The sequence below is a fragment of the Bordetella muralis genome (assembly GCF_054781015.1).
In genome coordinates, this window is record NZ_BAAGVF010000001.1 from 412398 (window position 1) to 426528 (window position 14131).

A 14131-nucleotide genomic window follows, 5' to 3' on the forward strand; every position below is an offset into this window, starting at 1 on the left:
CTGGCCGATGGGTTATTGGATGGCGCCTGCGCCCAGCAGGCCCGGCGCCATCATGAAGGGGCCGAGCCGGCCCTGCGAGGCCAACAGCAGGTCGCAGCATTCGCGTACCGCACCGCTGCCGCCTGGCTGCGAGGCGACCCAGTGCGCCGCCTGAGTGATATAGCCCGGCGCGTTGGGCACGCTTGCGGCAAAGCCCGCGCGCTGCATGGCCGGCAGGTCGATGATGTCGTCACCCATAAAGCCTGTCTGGTTGAGCGCGACGGCGTGTCGTTGTGCGAGTTCCGTCAGGGCACCGGCCTTGTCGCGGATGCCTTGCATGACGTCGGCAATCCCGAGTTCCGCTGCACGGCGGCTCACGATGGGGCCCGAACGCCCGGTAACGAGTGCGATTTTCAGGCCGCCCTCGGTGAGCAGGCGCAGGCCATGGCCATCCAGGGTATGGAACCGTTTCAGTTCCTCGCCGTTTTCACCGTAGTACAGACTGCCGTCGGTCAGTACGCCATCCACGTCGAAGACCATCAGGCGCACCGCGGCGGCACGTTCGCGCACGGCAGGCGGAATGCGGGCCAGCACCAGCGCTTCGGCGGGGTGGGGAGAAGAGCGGGGGATATTCATATTCATACTACCTTGGCTGCCATCAGATCATGCATATGCAAAGCGCCCAGCAGGGCTCCACTGGCGTCGACAACCAGCATCTGGTTGAGCCGTTGCTCGTCCATGAGGCGGGCGGCATCGACGGCCAGCGCGTCGGGGCCTATGCTGCGCGGCATACGGGTCATGCCCTGAGCGACGGTCAGATTGCGGATGTCGCCATGGCGTTCGATGAGGCGGCGCAAGTCGCCGTCGGTGAAAATGCCGACCGGTTTACCCGACGAATCTAACACGATGGTCATGCCCATGCCTTTTGCGGACATTTCTTCGAGGGCGGGGAAGAGTTTGGCGTCCTCCGCGACCAGCGGCAGGGCGGCGCCATCGCGCATGACGTCGCGTACGTGAGTCAGCAAACGGCGGCCCAGGGTGCCACCGGGATGCGACCGGGCAAAGTCCTCGGGGCCGAAACCGCGAGCCTCCAGGCAGGCGACAGCGAGCGCATCGCCCAATGCCAGCGCAGTCGTCGTGCTGGCCGTGGGGGCCAGATTCAGCGGGCAGGCTTCTTGAGCCACGCTGGTGTCCAGGTGCAGGTCTGCCAATTGCGCCAATTCGGATGCGGGGTTGCCGGTGATGGCGACCAGGCGGGCGCCCATGCGGCGGGCGACCGGCAGGATGGTGAGCAACTCCTGGCCCGAACCGGAGTGCGAGACCGCAATCAGGACATCGTCGCGGGTGATCATGCCCAGGTCGCCATGTATGGCCTCGGCGGCATGGACAAAAAACGCGGGAGTCCCGGTCGAGGCAAAGGTGGCGGCGATTTTGCGGGCGATATGGCCCGTCTTGCCGATGCCGCTGACGACAACCCGGCCGCGACAGGCCAGGAGCAGTTCTACGACGCGCGTAAAGTCGCCGTCCAGCCGGGCGGACAGGTCGACGATGGCCTGGGCTTCGATTTGCAGCGTGCGGCGTGCCGAATCGAGTGCCGTGTCAGGCGAGAGAGTGGGATGATCGGTCATGAGCGGATTTTAATCGCAGTATGGTCAGTTGCCGCCGGTCGGGGGCTATGGCATGCTGGCGCGGCAAAATTTCGTTTTTACTCGTTTTTTACTTAGACAGGTTTCTCATCATGTCCTCGTTTCCCGCGCCCGTATTGGGCACGCCCTTGTCTCCCTCGGCTACCCGCGTCATGCTGCTGGGCAGCGGGGAGCTCGGCAAGGAAGTCATCATTGCGTTGCAGCGGCTCGGTGTCGAGGTCATTGCCGTCGATCGCTATGCCGACGCGCCGGGTCACCAGGTCGCACATCGTGCGCACGTGATCACGATGACGGATCCCGAGGCCTTGCGGCGCGTGATCGAGCAAGAGCGCCCCGACGTAGTAGTGCCCGAGATCGAGGCGATTGCGACAGACGTGCTGGTGGCGCTGGAGGCGGCTGGCGCCGTGCGCGTCACGCCGACTGCGCGGGCGGCGCAACTGACGATGAATCGCGAGGGCATCCGCCGCCTGGCGGCAGAAACCCTGAACCTGCCGACTTCACCATATCGCTTCGTGGATACCGAGGCGGCGCTGCGCGAGGCCATCGAGGGCGGTATCGGCTATCCCTGCGTGGTCAAGCCGGTGATGTCCTCCTCCGGCAAAGGTCAGTCGGTGATTCATGGCGCCGACGAGATTGCCGCTGCCTGGCAATATTCCCAGGAAGGCGGCCGTGTCGGTGCGGGCCGCATCATCGTCGAGGGGTTCATCAAGTTCGATTACGAAATCACCTTGCTGACCGTACGTGCGCGGGCCGCAGACGGCAGTATCGAAACGTATTTCTGCGACCCGATCGGCCATCGTCAGGTGGACGGCGATTATGTCGAGAGTTGGCAACCGCATCCGATGTCGCCGGCGGCGCTGGAGCGTGCCCGCGATATCGCCCGTGCCATCACGGGGGATCTGGGCGGCATGGGGGTCTTTGGTGTCGAGTTGTTTGTGGCGGGCGACCAGGTCTGGTTTTCGGAGGTCAGCCCCCGGCCACATGACACAGGGATGGTGACGATGATTTCGCAGGTGCAAAGCGAGTTCGAGTTGCACGCGCGCGCGCTGTTGGGTTTGCCGGTCGATACGTCGCTGCGCCAACCGGGTGCCAGCAGCGTTATTTATGGCGGAGTCGACACCAAGGGCGTGACGTTTCATAACGTCGCCCAGGCGCTGGCTGAGCCGGGTACTGATGTACGGCTGTTCGGCAAACCGGAATCGTTTATTAAACGTCGTATGGGCGTGGCATTGGCGGTTGCTGCCGATGTGGACGCGGCCCGGGAAAAGGCCAAGCGCGTGTCGTCGACGGTGGCCGTCCAGGCCTGACCGCGTTGCATGCAGAATGCCGTGGCACCGCCTGCCACGATGAAAGCGCCTCCCCAAGGGGGCGTTTTTGTTTTGGGGCGGCCCTGCAATGGGAAGACCCCCACGCTGCGCCTCCGGCTTGCTGCCCCCCCAGGGGGCATTTTTGTTTTGGGGCGGCCCAGCAACAAAAAATTCACCACCCATTTGATTTTCGTCATGGCATGACGATTTGTGGGTGGAATCGTCACGACTTATGCATTCTGCAGCCGTATGATGCCGCGATTGCATTTCCAAGTTTCTTGATGGCGGATGGTCGACTTGTGCGCATCGCTGCGCATGAGTCAGTTGTCTTCATGTTCTATTTGTTCGATAATTTCAGAAATTTCTGAATTCAAAGTAACAAAATTATGCCGCTTAGCCCTCAAACAGAACGATTCGTACTGCATTTCGGCGAAATGGGCAGCCGCTGGGGCGTGAATCGCACCGTCGGGCAGATGTACGCATTGCTGTTTCTGTCGCCACAGCCATTACATGCAGACGACATCGCAGAGGCGCTGGGTTTTTCGCGCTCGAACGTCAGTATGGGGCTCAAGGAGTTGCAGTCCTGGCGATTGGTCAAGCTGGTCCATCGAGTCGGTGACCGGCGCGACTATTTCGAGACGCCTAAAGACGTTTGGGAGATCTTTCGCATCCTGATGGAGGAAAAGCGCAAGCGTGAAATCGATCCGACGTTGACGCTGCTGCGCGATACCTTGCTTGAGCCGCCCAAAGGTGAGTCAGAGGCTTATGCCCAGCAACGCATGAACGAGATGCTCGAACTCATCGAGTTGACAACGGGGTGGTTCGATGAAGTGCATGGCCTGCCTCCAGAGACGTTGCAACGCCTGATGCAGTTAGGGAAAAGGGTGCAAAAGGCCTTGGATTTTGCCGGCAAGCTGCGAGGCCGGGATTGACGTCGTGGCGTATATAGAGAAAGTTATGAAGTTGCCTTGTAGGTCCTTGTCAAGAAAGCGTCGGTTTACTCCTGATTTTCTTGGTCCCCGCGGCACACCCGCTGGGTTTATTCACGCCGTTGAGAGTATCGTATGCAACACTCATTGCGTCGGCTGTGGTCCACGCATGCCGTCGGGGTTCGTTGCCTGTCCGGGGAGAGCGGTCCATGGTTGATCTAGACGTTGTGAACCTGTCGCGGTTTCAGTTTGCCGCGACCGCGATGTACCACTTCATTTTTGTGCCGCTGACGCTAGGGTTGTCGTTCATCCTGGCCATCATGGAAAGTGTGTACGTCATGACGGGCCGGGACATCTGGCGCCGGATGACGATGTTCTGGGGCACATTATTCGGCATCAATTTTGCCTTGGGTGTGGCGACCGGCGTGGTGATGGAGTTCCAGTTCGGCATGAACTGGTCCTATTACAGCCACTACGTAGGCGATGTGTTCGGTGCGCCGTTGGCACTTGAAGGCCTCATGGCTTTCTTCCTCGAGGCCACGTTCGTTGGTCTGTTTTTCTTTGGTTGGAATCGCCTGTCCAAGGTCGGCCATTTGGTGGTGACATGGCTGGTGGCGTTCGGCACGAATTTCTCGGCGCTATGGATTCTGATTGCCAATGGGTGGATGCAGAATCCAGTTGGTGCGGTGTTCAACCCCGATACCATGCGGATGGAAATGACCGATTTTGCTGCGGTCATCTTCAACCCGGTCGCTCAGGCCAAATTCGTTCATACCGTGAGCGCAGGGTATGTCGCTGGGGCGATGTTCGTCATGTCGATCAGCGCCTGGTATCTCTTGCGTCGCCGTCACGTGGATCTGGCCAAGCGCTCCATGGCCGTGGCCGCCAGCTTTGGTCTGGCCGCATCGCTGTCTGTGGTGGTGCTGGGAGACGAAAGCGGCTATCTGACCACCGAGCATCAGAAAATGAAGATCGCGGCGATAGAGGCCATGTGGCACACCGAGCCGGCGCCGGCCAGTTTCAATCTGTTTGCGATTCCAAACCAGGCTGAGCGCAAAAACGATTTTGCCATCGAGATTCCGTATGTGATGGGCATCATCGGTACTCGTTCACTGACGACGCCACTACTCGGTATTGACGATCTGGTGAGGCGGGCGGAGTTCCGCATTCGCGAGGGCATCGTGGCATACCAGGCGATGGAGCGCATCCGGAAAAATCCCGGCGACGCCGAAGCGCGCATGGTGTTGGACAAAGGTTGGCCCGATTTGGGGTACGCCTTGTTGGTCAAGCGTTATCAGTCTGACCTGAGCAAGGTCACCGATGCCGATATCAAAAAGGCAGCGCTGGACACGATCCCGAATGTGGCGCCGCTGTTCTGGGCTTTCCGCATCATGGTCGCAGTGGGAATGTATTTGATCGCCTTTTTTGCGGTCGCATTCTGGTTGGCGTCGCGCGGGCGTCTGGATAGCCGGCCGGCCTTGTTGAAGATCGCACTGTGGAGCCTGCCGCTGCCGTGGGTGGCGATCGAAGCCGGCTGGTTTGTCGCCGAGTACGGACGTCAACCCTGGGTGATCGAAGGCGTCCTGCCTACGTACTATGCCGCCTCCGGGCTGACGTTTACCGATCTGGCAATCAGTTTGGGGATATTCCTGGTGTTGTACACCGTGCTGTTGATTGTGGGCGTGAAAGTCATGTTGCACGCGATCAAAGCCGGGCCCAAGACCGAGGCGCCCACATCGCGTCCCACCCAGGCCGACCCCGTGGCGGCTGCTGTTGATGCCTACTGAGCACGGAGACCGCACATGGAAACGTTGATTCCTTTTGACTACGCGACACTGCGCGTGGTGTGGTGGGGGCTGTTGGGCTTCCTGCTGATTGCTTTCGCCGTGATGGACGGCTTTGATCTGGGTATTGCGGCGTTGTTGCCGGTGGTGGCGCGCACTGATGCCGAACGGCGCGTGGTCATCAATGTCGTGGGCCCTGTCTGGGAGGGCAACCAGGTCTGGCTGATTACCGCGGGTGCTGGTGTGTTTGCGGCGTGGCCTCTGTTGTACGCGGCTTCGTTCTCGGGCTTTTATCTGGCGATGATGCTGGTGCTGATCGCGTTGATTGTGCGGCCGGTAGGCTTTAAGTATCGCAGCAAGATGGAAGGCACGCGCTGGCGCAATACCTGGGACTTCGTGCTTTGCGGCTCGGGAGTGGTGGCTGCTCTGGTGTTTGGGGTGGCCATGGGCAATCTGATTGTGGGTGTGCCGTTTGGCTTTGACAGCAATACGCTGCGGCCGGAATACCACGGGCATTTTTATCAGCTGTTCAGTCCGTTTGCCTTGCTGGCTGGGGTGTTGAGCGTGGTCATGTTGATCATGCACGGCGCGGTGGTGCTGGCGTGGCGTACCGAGGGCGCCGTGGCGGCGCGTGCGCGTCAGGCAGGCCGTATTGCCGCGGTGCTGACTGCGGCGTTGTTTGCGGCGGGCGGGTTCTGGGTTGCGGGCGGTCTGGACGGACATGTCGTTGTCAGCGCGACGAATACGCTGGCGGCGTCGGACCCCGCGCTCAAAGAGGTCTCGGTACAGGCCGGCGCATGGATGGCGAATTTTGAAAAATGGCCTGTTGCCTGGATTGCGCCGGCATTGGGCGTGGGTGGCGCGTTGATCGTGGCATTGCTGCTGAGCGTTCGGGTGAATTGGCTGGCCTTCGTCGTGTCGTCATTGGCAGTGGCCGGCGTCATTCTGACGGTGGGGCTTGCGCTGTTTCCGTTCCTGATGCCGTCCTCGACCGTGCCGCGTTTCGGGCTGACGATATGGGATGCATCATCCAGTCATCTGACGTTATGGATCATGCTGCTGGCCGTGGCGTTCTTCATGCCCATCATCACGGTCTACACCGCGTGGGTTTATCGCGTCATGCGCGGCAAGGTCACGACCGAGTCGATCTCGGGTACGCCCAATTCTTATTAGCCGATCCTATTATCAGGAGCGTAAACGTATGTGGTATTTCTCGTGGATTCTGGGCTTGAGTCTGGCCTGTGCGTTTGGCATTTTGAACGCCATGTGGTTTGAACTGCGTGAAGGTGAGGAACACGATCCTATTCGGCTGGCCAAGGCATCTGAGCGCACGTGACGAGCACGCAGTTTGATGCTGTTGATACGGCATCCGGTTCGGGGACTGAGGCAGCCAGGCTCGCGCGTGAACAATCGCGTTGGTTGAGTGCGCAGGCGCGCGTGCCGCGGCTGCCGCTCATTGTGGCTGTCGGGGCGCCTCTGTTGGGTGGGGTGCTGCTAGTGGTGCAGGCTTGGCTGTTGGCCAGGGTACTGGATGCGGCAATTGTCAGCCAGGCGCCTCGCAGTGCATTGCTGGGCGATATCGCGCTGATCATTGTCCTGATGTTGGTTCGAGCGGGCCTGGCCTGGGCCAGTGAACGGGCGGGAGCCCACGCGGCTGAAAGCATCAAACAACGTATTCGTGTGGCCTTGTTCGATCGCCTGGTGGGCCGGGGTCCCGTGTGGTCGCGGACGCAAGTGTCTGGGGAATTGGCTAGCGCCATTGTCGATCAGGTCGAGGCGCTGGACGGGTTCTTTTCGCGGTATCTGCCTGCAGCGGTATCGGCGGCGATATTGCCGCTGGCATTTGCGGTGGTGCTGTTGCCCTTTGATTGGATCGCGGGCTTGCTGTTGCTCGTGACGGCGCCATTGATTCCGCTGTTCATGGCATTGGTGGGATGGGGCGCCGAGGCGGCAAGCCGGCGGCATGTACGCGCGTTTGCCAGGCTATCCGGATTTTTCGCCGATCGTCTGCGCGGCCTGTCCACCCTGAAACTCTACGGCCGTGCTCAAGCCGAGGCCTCGTCGGTCGCCATGGCCAGCGAGGCCGTGCGCAAGCGCACGCTGTCAGTATTGCGCATTGCTTTTCTGTCGTCGGCGGTGCTGGAGTTTTTTGCAGCATTGGGCGTTGCCGGGATGGCCGTGTATTTTGGTTTGTCGTACCTCGGGTTTCTCGATGTGCGGGCGACGCCGTTGACGCTGCAAGTCGGGTTTTTCTGTTTGTTGATGGCGCCGGAGACTTATGCGCCATTGCGTCAATTTGCGGCGCACTATCATGATCGTGCGGCGGCGCGTGCAGCGGCAGCGCAGATTGCCGCATCGTTCGAGGGCTTGCCCGACACGTCGGCGCTGTTCGGCGATTCGGATATTGCCGCCGTGGAGCCAGTCGAGGTGCATGCCGCCGTTGCCTCCGATGAGGACAGCGCCAAGCATTCGTCCAGTGGCGGCTCTGGCGTAGCCGTTTCCGCCGATGCCCGGGCAGTGGTGCAATGGGGCGCCACTCATGTCACGGGTACATCGGCCGACACATGTGCCGCGGGGTTTGCGGTGTCGGTGCACGGCCTGAGTCTTCAAGCGCCGGGGCGTATTTCGCCAGTGATGGACGATGCGTCGCTGTCGTTGTCGGCGGGCGAGCATGTCGCTCTGATGGGGCCTAGCGGCAGCGGCAAGACGACTTTGCTGGAAGTCCTCTCTCGTTTGCGTCCCTGCGCAGGACACATCATGCTGGACGATGTGCCGCTGGCTGAATGGGATGAAACCCTGCTGCGTGAGCGTGTGGCTTTGATCGGTCAGCGGCCCTTTTTGTTTGCGGCCAGTATTGCCGACAACATCCGTTTGGGGCGGCCGCAGGCAACCGACGAACAAGTTATCGAGGCCGCCCGGCGCGCCCGCGTCATGACGTTCGCCGAACCATTGCGCGAGGGGTTGGATACGATGCTGGGGCCGCGCGGCCGCGGTTTGTCGGGCGGGCAGGCGCAGCGCGTGGCGCTGGCACGCTTGTTTCTGCGAGATCCCGGCCTGATTTTGCTCGATGAGTCCACGGCCTCTCTCGACGAGACCACGCAGTCCCAGGTCCTGGACGAAATCCTGGCATTTGCGCACGGACGAACATTGTTGCTGGCAACGCATGCTTCAGCCGTGGCGCAGCGCTTGCCGCGAACGGTCACGCTGATCGATGGCAAATTGGAGCCGGCATGACAGCATTGCTGCGTTTGTTGCCGGCTTTATACCGTCGTCGTCTGGGGGCTTTGCTGGGTGCGCTGTTTCTGGCGTTGCTCACCATCGCAGCCGGTGTCGGCTTGCTGGGTGTATCAGGTTGGTTTCTCAGCGCTGCGGCCTTGGCCGGCGCAGGCTCTGTTTTTAATCTTTTTGTCCCGTCTGCGTTGGTGCGCTTGTTGTCTTTCGTGCGTATCGCGGCGCGTTACGCTGAGCGACTGGTAGGGCATGCTGCCACGTTGCGCTTATTGACGGACCTGCGCAGCCGCGTGTTCGAGGCGCTGGTGCGTCTGACGCCGCGTCAGTTGGGGCGTTATCGCGATGGCGATCTGGTGGCTCGCCTGACAGGAGATGTGGATGCGCTGGATACGGTGTTCTTGCACGTGCTGACACCGATGGTCACGTCGGCGATTGCCGCCGCAGTGTTGGCTGTGGTGGTGGGCGTCTGGGTGCCGGCAGCGGGGTGGGTATTGGCGGGCGCGATGTTGATGGCATGTGTGGTGCTGCCTGTGTGGCAGGCGCGCGCTGCGCGCTTGCCAGGCTTGGCGATCCAGGAAAGTCAGGCGGCGTTGCGTGCCATGACGTTGGAGACGGTGGAAAGCCACGCCGACGTCGTGGCGCTGTCGGCGATCGATCAAGTACGGACCGGCTTTATGTCGCAATGCGCGGATATGACACGTGCGCGCAAAGCGCAGGTACGTGTTGCCGCCAATGGAGCATGGGCCTTGCAGGTTTTGGCGGGCCTCAGTGTATTGGCGATCTTGTGGTTTGGCTTGGACGAGCTCAGCCGGCAGCGTCTGAGCGGGCCGTTGTTGGCGGGATTGCTGTTGGCAGTCATTGGCATTTTTGAAGTGGCGGGGCCGCTGATGCGAGGGGCGGCGCGGCTGGGGGGCGCGGTGGCGGCGGCACAGCGGATTCAGGCGGTGGTCGAACAAGCGCCGGACGACGCTGGTCCAGACCGGCACGTGCCATTGCCCGCGCGGGGCGCGATCGAGCTCGACCAGGTGTCCTTTGCCTATCCCGCAGCTGTCGGCGGGCTGGGGCCGCTGGTGTTGAATACCGTCAGTCTGCGCATCGAGCCTGGTGAGCGTGTGGCGATTACCGGGCCGAGCGGTTCGGGTAAATCGACGCTCTTGCAACTATTGCTGCGGCTGGAGGACCCCGTGTCCGGTTGTATTCGTTTCGGAGGGATCGATCTGCGGCACGCGTCGTTGGCCGACCTGCATCGCCGCATTGCGTGGCTTGCCCAGGATGCGCCTGTTTTCCTGGGGACATTGCGGACCAATTTACTGATTGGCGACGCGGGGGCGGACGATGCCATGCTGTGGTCCGCCTTGGATGCCGCACGCCTGGGGGATTTCGTGCGTGGCCTGCCCGATGGTCTGGATACCTGGGTGGGTGAAACTGGCGCGAGTTTATCGGTAGGACAGGCGCGGCGGCTGTGTCTGGCCCGCGCGTTGTTGACGTCTTGCCCCGTCCTCGCCTTGGACGAGCCGACGAGCGGCCTGGACGAAGCCGCGCAGGCGGCATTCTTCAATGATCTGGCTCACGCCACGGCGGGGCGTACCGTAGTGCTGGTAACGCATGCCGCCCTGCCGCAGGGCGCGGTTGATCGCTGTCTGGTTTTGCGGGATGGTTGTCTGAACGTTTCTGTTCTGGCTTAACCGCATCGGCGCGGTTATAGTTCGCCTTGCTTCAATTTCCCCCGGGGTAGGCCCATGCAGACTGACACCGTCGAACTCATTCGGCGCACTATCCGCAGCATCCCCGATTGGCCTCGCCCGGGTGTGGTGTTCCGCGACATTACGCCATTGTTACAAGACCCGCGCACGTTCCGTGTCTTGATTGATCTTTTTGTCTATCGCTATATGCGGCAGCGCCTGGATTTGGTCGCGGGCGTCGACGCGCGCGGCTTCATTATCGGCAGTGTGCTGGCCTACGAACTGAATCTGGGTTTCGTGCCTGTGCGCAAGAGCGGCAAACTGCCGTATCGCACAGTGGCAGAGGAATACTCGCTCGAATATGGCAACTCGTCGGTGGAGATCCATACGGATGCCGTGCGTACCGGCCAACGGGTGCTGTTGGTGGATGATCTGATCGCTACGGGCGGCACGATGCTGGCCGCGATCAAATTACTGCAGCGTCTCGGTGCGAACGTTGTCGAGGCGGCGGCAATTATCGATTTGCCGGAGTTGGGTGGCTCGGGCAAGATCGCCGCGACCGGCACACCCTTGTTCACGGTATGTAGTTACGATAGCGTGGAGTGAGGCCGCTGCCTCAGGCGGCGTCTGGGATTGTCGCCCACGAGCCCGGATCGGTCAGGCGTGGCTGGATAAAGTCCAAAAACGCCCGCGTCTTGGCGGGAATCGTGCGCGAGGGCAAGAGGGCGAATAGAGGAATCGGGGTCAAGGCCCAGTCGGGCAATACCGGCACGAGCCCTTTGTTTTGAATTGGCTGGCCGATGGTGTCGAAATATAGCAGCGGGGCAATGCCCAGCCCCTGACCCGCCAGGCGCGACAGCATGCTGACATTATTGGCGGCGAGGCGCCCGGACACGGCGACACGTTCGACCTTGTCACCGGAGTGCAGTACCCAATAAGAATAGGCCTCGCTCATCGCGGGGCGCAGGCACTCGTGATGCCCCAGATCGGCGGGCGACCGTGGTGTGCCATGCAAGGCCAGATACTGGGGCGAGGCATATAAACGATGCTCCAGCAGCACGATCTGGCGTGCGACCAAGTTGGAGTCGGGTTGCCGGCCAAAACGCAGCACGAGGTCAAAGGGGTTGCTGATCGGATCGATCGGCTGCATGTTCAGATCAAAATCGCATTCGATATCCGGATACTGGGCACGAAACCCCTGGATCACCGCAGGCAGGAATAACTGCGCCAGGCTCGAAGGCATCGACACCCGCAGACGTCCTTTCGGCTGCGCGGCCATGTCGAGCAACTGATCATGAGCGACGCGGACTTCTTCGATAATGGGTCGGCAGCGTTCAAAGTACATCAGGCCGGCTTCGGTCAGATCGATGCGCCGGGTGCTGCGATTGAGCAGCTTCATGCCGATATTGTGCTCGAGATCGCTCACACGCCGCGACAGCGTCGACGCGGGGATGTTGAGCGCCTCGGCGGCATGGCTGAAATTTTTGCGCTTGGCGACCTCGACAAACAACGCGATGTCGTTTAGCTGGATATCCATGTGATTCTGTATGTTGCGTGCTGGATATAGACAATATCCCAACACTACCAAGAATGTATGCAGCAAAAATGGAAATAACTGTTCCGTTTGCTGGACTAACGCTCGCTGCTATTCAGGGCAAGCCCGTTATTTGTAGGGCGAAGCGGTCTTGATAGGACGTGAATACGGGGAAAACGTTCCTGGTCGCCCTATGAATAGGACTAGTCTGGAGTTCAACTAATATATGACGGAGCAGATGGCTGTCAGACAGCTGGCACAGCGTAAGTGAGGTGGCGTTGATGAAAGGGGGATCCCTCATCAACCATTCGCCCGTTAGTTATAGGTTATAGGGCGTCTGCCGAACACGTGTCAGGCCGACCGTCTCTGCGCCGCGATTGAACAGCCGCGAGCGGTCCGCCGCGGCCCATCATGAGCGACATTGTCGCGAATGTTGTTCAAATGCAACGTTGGTTATTCGCAAATGATCACAAGCCGTCAGGGAATTTGAGGTGGTTGAGCTAAGACAAAACCACCGTCCTTCCTGGGGCTGCCGCCGATTGCTGCGTTGCAAGTCATGGTTTACCCGCATTTATGGAAAACACCTCTCCAAATTTGTGGTTAATCCCTATTGCCCAAGGAAAGATACTTCTAACCGTACATGCGTCGTCCGACGTTGCCCTTGGCATAAAGCGGGTCACGCATGCCCTTTCCTGTCACATCGCTTTAGGAAATCATGATGAAAAAAACGCTACTGGCCGTTGCGCTGGCCGCCGGCTTCGCAGGCGTGGCTCAAGCCGAAACCTCGGTTACGCTGTACGGCCTGATTGACGCAGGTATTGGTTACAACCAAGTCAAGGGCGCGAATGGCGACAAAGCCAGCCGTATCGGCGCTGTGGACGGCGTGAACAGCGGTTCGCGTTTCGGTCTGCGCGGTTCCGAAGACCTGGGCGATGGCCTGAAGGCTGTTTTCACCCTGGAAGGCGGTTTCTCGCCCAACAACGGTAATTCCTCGCAAGGCGGCCGCCTGTTTGGTCGTCAAGCCACCGTTGGTCTGCAAAGCGACAGCTGGGGTCAACTGGACTTCGGTCGTCAAACCAACTTGGCTTCCAAGTACTTCGCTGGCATCGATCCCTCGGGCATCAGCTACGACCAAGCCACCATGGGTACGTCGTTCAGCTCGGCCAACACCGTCCGTCTGGACAACATGGTGTTGTACCAAACCCCGTCTTTCTCGGGCTTCAAGTTCGGCGTCGGTTACTCGTTCAACGCTGACGACAATGCTGACACCGGCGGTAATTTCCGTACCAACGAAAACAACCGTGTGTTGACCGTTGGTGCTCGCTACCAGAACGGCCCGTTGGATGTGGCTCTGTCGTATGACAACTTCCGTCCGGACAGCGGCCGTGTCAAGGGTCAATACGACACCGACAAGGTCCAGTCGTACATCCTGGGCGCTGCTTATGACTTCGAAGTGGTCAAGGTTTCGGCTGCTTTCGGTCAAACGTTCGGCGGCTGGTTCGTCGGCACGAGCATTGATGGCTTGAGCGACGTAGACGGCACGGGCCTGGGTAGCTGGAAAATCGCTGACGGTTCGCGTGTTAACTCCTACCTGTTGGGCGTGAGCGCTCCGATCGGTGGCGCCAGCAACATCTGGGCCTCCTGGCAGCGCGCTGACGTCAACAACAGCCGTCTGGCTGGCGACGACGCCACGAGCAACACGTTCAGCCTGGGTTACACCTATGACCTGAGCAAGCGTACCAACCTGTACGCGATGGGTTCGTACGGCGACAACTGGGCATTCCAAGAAGACCAGCGCAGTACCGCTGTGGCAGTCGGCTTGCGTCACCGCTTCTAAGTACCTCACACGTCCCGGCGCGGGTTGACGAATGTATGGTCTTCTCCGTTATCCATCGAGTGACAACTGACCCCGCGAAGGTTTGCGCCGGGCGTGTGTAGTACCTAGAAAGGGGGGCCTCTTCGGAGGCCCCCCACTTTTTGTGGTTTGGATTGTGGGGCGGCGATGGGGTGGCCCAAAGCGACGGCTACATGCCGGCGCC

12 protein-coding genes are annotated in these 14131 nt (G+C 60.5%); 9 read left to right on the forward strand and 3 right to left on the reverse strand.

The window, feature by feature from the left end; genetic code table 11:
- Positions 1-12 precede the first annotated feature (12 nt).
- Both ACYVIT_RS01915 and ACYVIT_RS01920 read right to left on the reverse strand, forming a co-directional pair.
- Positions 13-621: a KdsC family phosphatase gene (locus ACYVIT_RS01915; protein WP_415808734.1), complete on the reverse strand. Its 609-nt coding sequence runs from the start codon at positions 619-621 to the stop codon at positions 13-15.
- Positions 618-1607, reverse strand: coding sequence for a KpsF/GutQ family sugar-phosphate isomerase (locus ACYVIT_RS01920; RefSeq protein WP_415808735.1), 990 nt, complete (start codon positions 1605-1607; stop codon positions 618-620). The genes ACYVIT_RS01915 and ACYVIT_RS01920 overlap by 4 nt, the downstream gene beginning before the upstream one ends.
- 110 nt (positions 1608-1717) lie before the next feature.
- Between ACYVIT_RS01920 and purT the strand changes: the two genes are divergently transcribed.
- The 8 genes from purT to ACYVIT_RS01960 all read left to right on the forward strand — a co-directional run bounded on the left by purT (position 1718) and on the right by ACYVIT_RS01960 (position 11164).
- Positions 1718-2932 carry a formate-dependent phosphoribosylglycinamide formyltransferase gene (purT, locus tag ACYVIT_RS01925; RefSeq protein ID WP_415808736.1) on the forward strand — a complete coding sequence of 405 codons (1215 nt, stop codon included), beginning with the start codon at positions 1718-1720 and terminating at the stop codon, positions 2930-2932.
- Between the two features lie 386 nt (positions 2933-3318).
- Complete coding sequence (locus tag ACYVIT_RS01930) at positions 3319-3864, forward strand: GbsR/MarR family transcriptional regulator (RefSeq protein ID WP_415808737.1); 546 nt, start codon at positions 3319-3321, stop codon at positions 3862-3864.
- Between the two features lie 206 nt (positions 3865-4070).
- Positions 4071-5648 (forward strand): cytochrome ubiquinol oxidase subunit I, encoded by a 1578-nt coding sequence (locus ACYVIT_RS01935; protein ID WP_415808738.1) that lies wholly within the window; start codon positions 4071-4073, stop codon positions 5646-5648.
- A 15-nt stretch (positions 5649-5663) separates the two neighbouring features.
- Positions 5664-6818: a cytochrome d ubiquinol oxidase subunit II gene (gene cydB, locus ACYVIT_RS01940; protein ID WP_415808739.1), complete on the forward strand. Its 1155-nt coding sequence runs from the start codon at positions 5664-5666 to the stop codon at positions 6816-6818.
- 28 nt (positions 6819-6846) lie between these two features.
- Complete coding sequence (gene cydX / locus ACYVIT_RS01945) at positions 6847-6981, forward strand: cytochrome bd-I oxidase subunit CydX (RefSeq protein WP_415808740.1); 135 nt, start codon at positions 6847-6849, stop codon at positions 6979-6981.
- Between the two features lie 83 nt (positions 6982-7064).
- A complete protein-coding gene (cydD, locus tag ACYVIT_RS01950) occupies positions 7065-8879 on the forward strand; it encodes a thiol reductant ABC exporter subunit CydD (protein WP_415808752.1) in 1815 nt (604 codons plus the stop codon).
- Positions 8876-10561 (forward strand): thiol reductant ABC exporter subunit CydC, encoded by a 1686-nt coding sequence (gene cydC, locus ACYVIT_RS01955; RefSeq protein WP_415808741.1) that lies wholly within the window; start codon positions 8876-8878, stop codon positions 10559-10561. Before cydD ends, cydC begins: the two co-directional genes overlap by 4 nt.
- Positions 10562-10615: 54 nt before the next feature.
- On the forward strand, positions 10616-11164 hold the full coding sequence (locus tag ACYVIT_RS01960; protein WP_415808742.1) for an adenine phosphoribosyltransferase: 549 nt from the start codon (positions 10616-10618) through the stop codon (positions 11162-11164).
- 10 nt (positions 11165-11174) lie between these two features.
- On the opposite strand, the gene ACYVIT_RS01965 is transcribed toward ACYVIT_RS01960, so the two are convergent.
- The gene (locus ACYVIT_RS01965) at positions 11175-12095 is read right to left on the reverse strand and encodes a LysR family transcriptional regulator (RefSeq protein ID WP_415808743.1); all 921 of its coding nucleotides are present in this window, start codon (positions 12093-12095) and stop codon (positions 11175-11177) included.
- A gap of 715 nt (positions 12096-12810) precedes the next feature.
- Here ACYVIT_RS01965 and ACYVIT_RS01970 point away from each other — a divergent pair.
- Positions 12811-13929, forward strand: a complete 1119-nt coding sequence (locus ACYVIT_RS01970; protein WP_415808744.1) for a porin — start codon at positions 12811-12813, stop codon at positions 13927-13929.
- Positions 13930-14131: the final 202 nt, after the last annotated feature.

Coding starts and splice junctions, on each gene's coding strand:
- ACYVIT_RS01915 (WP_415808734.1), bottom strand. CDS start 621: ATGAATATGAATATCCCCCGCTCTTCTCCCCACCCCGCCGAAGCGCTG.
- ACYVIT_RS01920 (WP_415808735.1), bottom strand. CDS start 1,607: ATGACCGATCATCCCACTCTCTCGCCTGACACGGCACTCGATTCGGCA.
- purT (WP_415808736.1), top strand. CDS start 1,718: ATGTCCTCGTTTCCCGCGCCCGTATTGGGCACGCCCTTGTCTCCCTCG.
- ACYVIT_RS01930 (WP_415808737.1), top strand. CDS start 3,319: ATGCCGCTTAGCCCTCAAACAGAACGATTCGTACTGCATTTCGGCGAA.
- ACYVIT_RS01935 (WP_415808738.1), top strand. CDS start 4,071: ATGGTTGATCTAGACGTTGTGAACCTGTCGCGGTTTCAGTTTGCCGCG.
- cydB (WP_415808739.1), top strand. CDS start 5,664: ATGGAAACGTTGATTCCTTTTGACTACGCGACACTGCGCGTGGTGTGG.
- cydX (WP_415808740.1), top strand. CDS start 6,847: ATGTGGTATTTCTCGTGGATTCTGGGCTTGAGTCTGGCCTGTGCGTTT.
- cydC (WP_415808741.1), top strand. CDS start 8,876: ATGACAGCATTGCTGCGTTTGTTGCCGGCTTTATACCGTCGTCGTCTG.
- ACYVIT_RS01960 (WP_415808742.1), top strand. CDS start 10,616: ATGCAGACTGACACCGTCGAACTCATTCGGCGCACTATCCGCAGCATC.
- ACYVIT_RS01965 (WP_415808743.1), bottom strand. CDS start 12,095: ATGGATATCCAGCTAAACGACATCGCGTTGTTTGTCGAGGTCGCCAAG.
- ACYVIT_RS01970 (WP_415808744.1), top strand. CDS start 12,811: ATGAAAAAAACGCTACTGGCCGTTGCGCTGGCCGCCGGCTTCGCAGGC.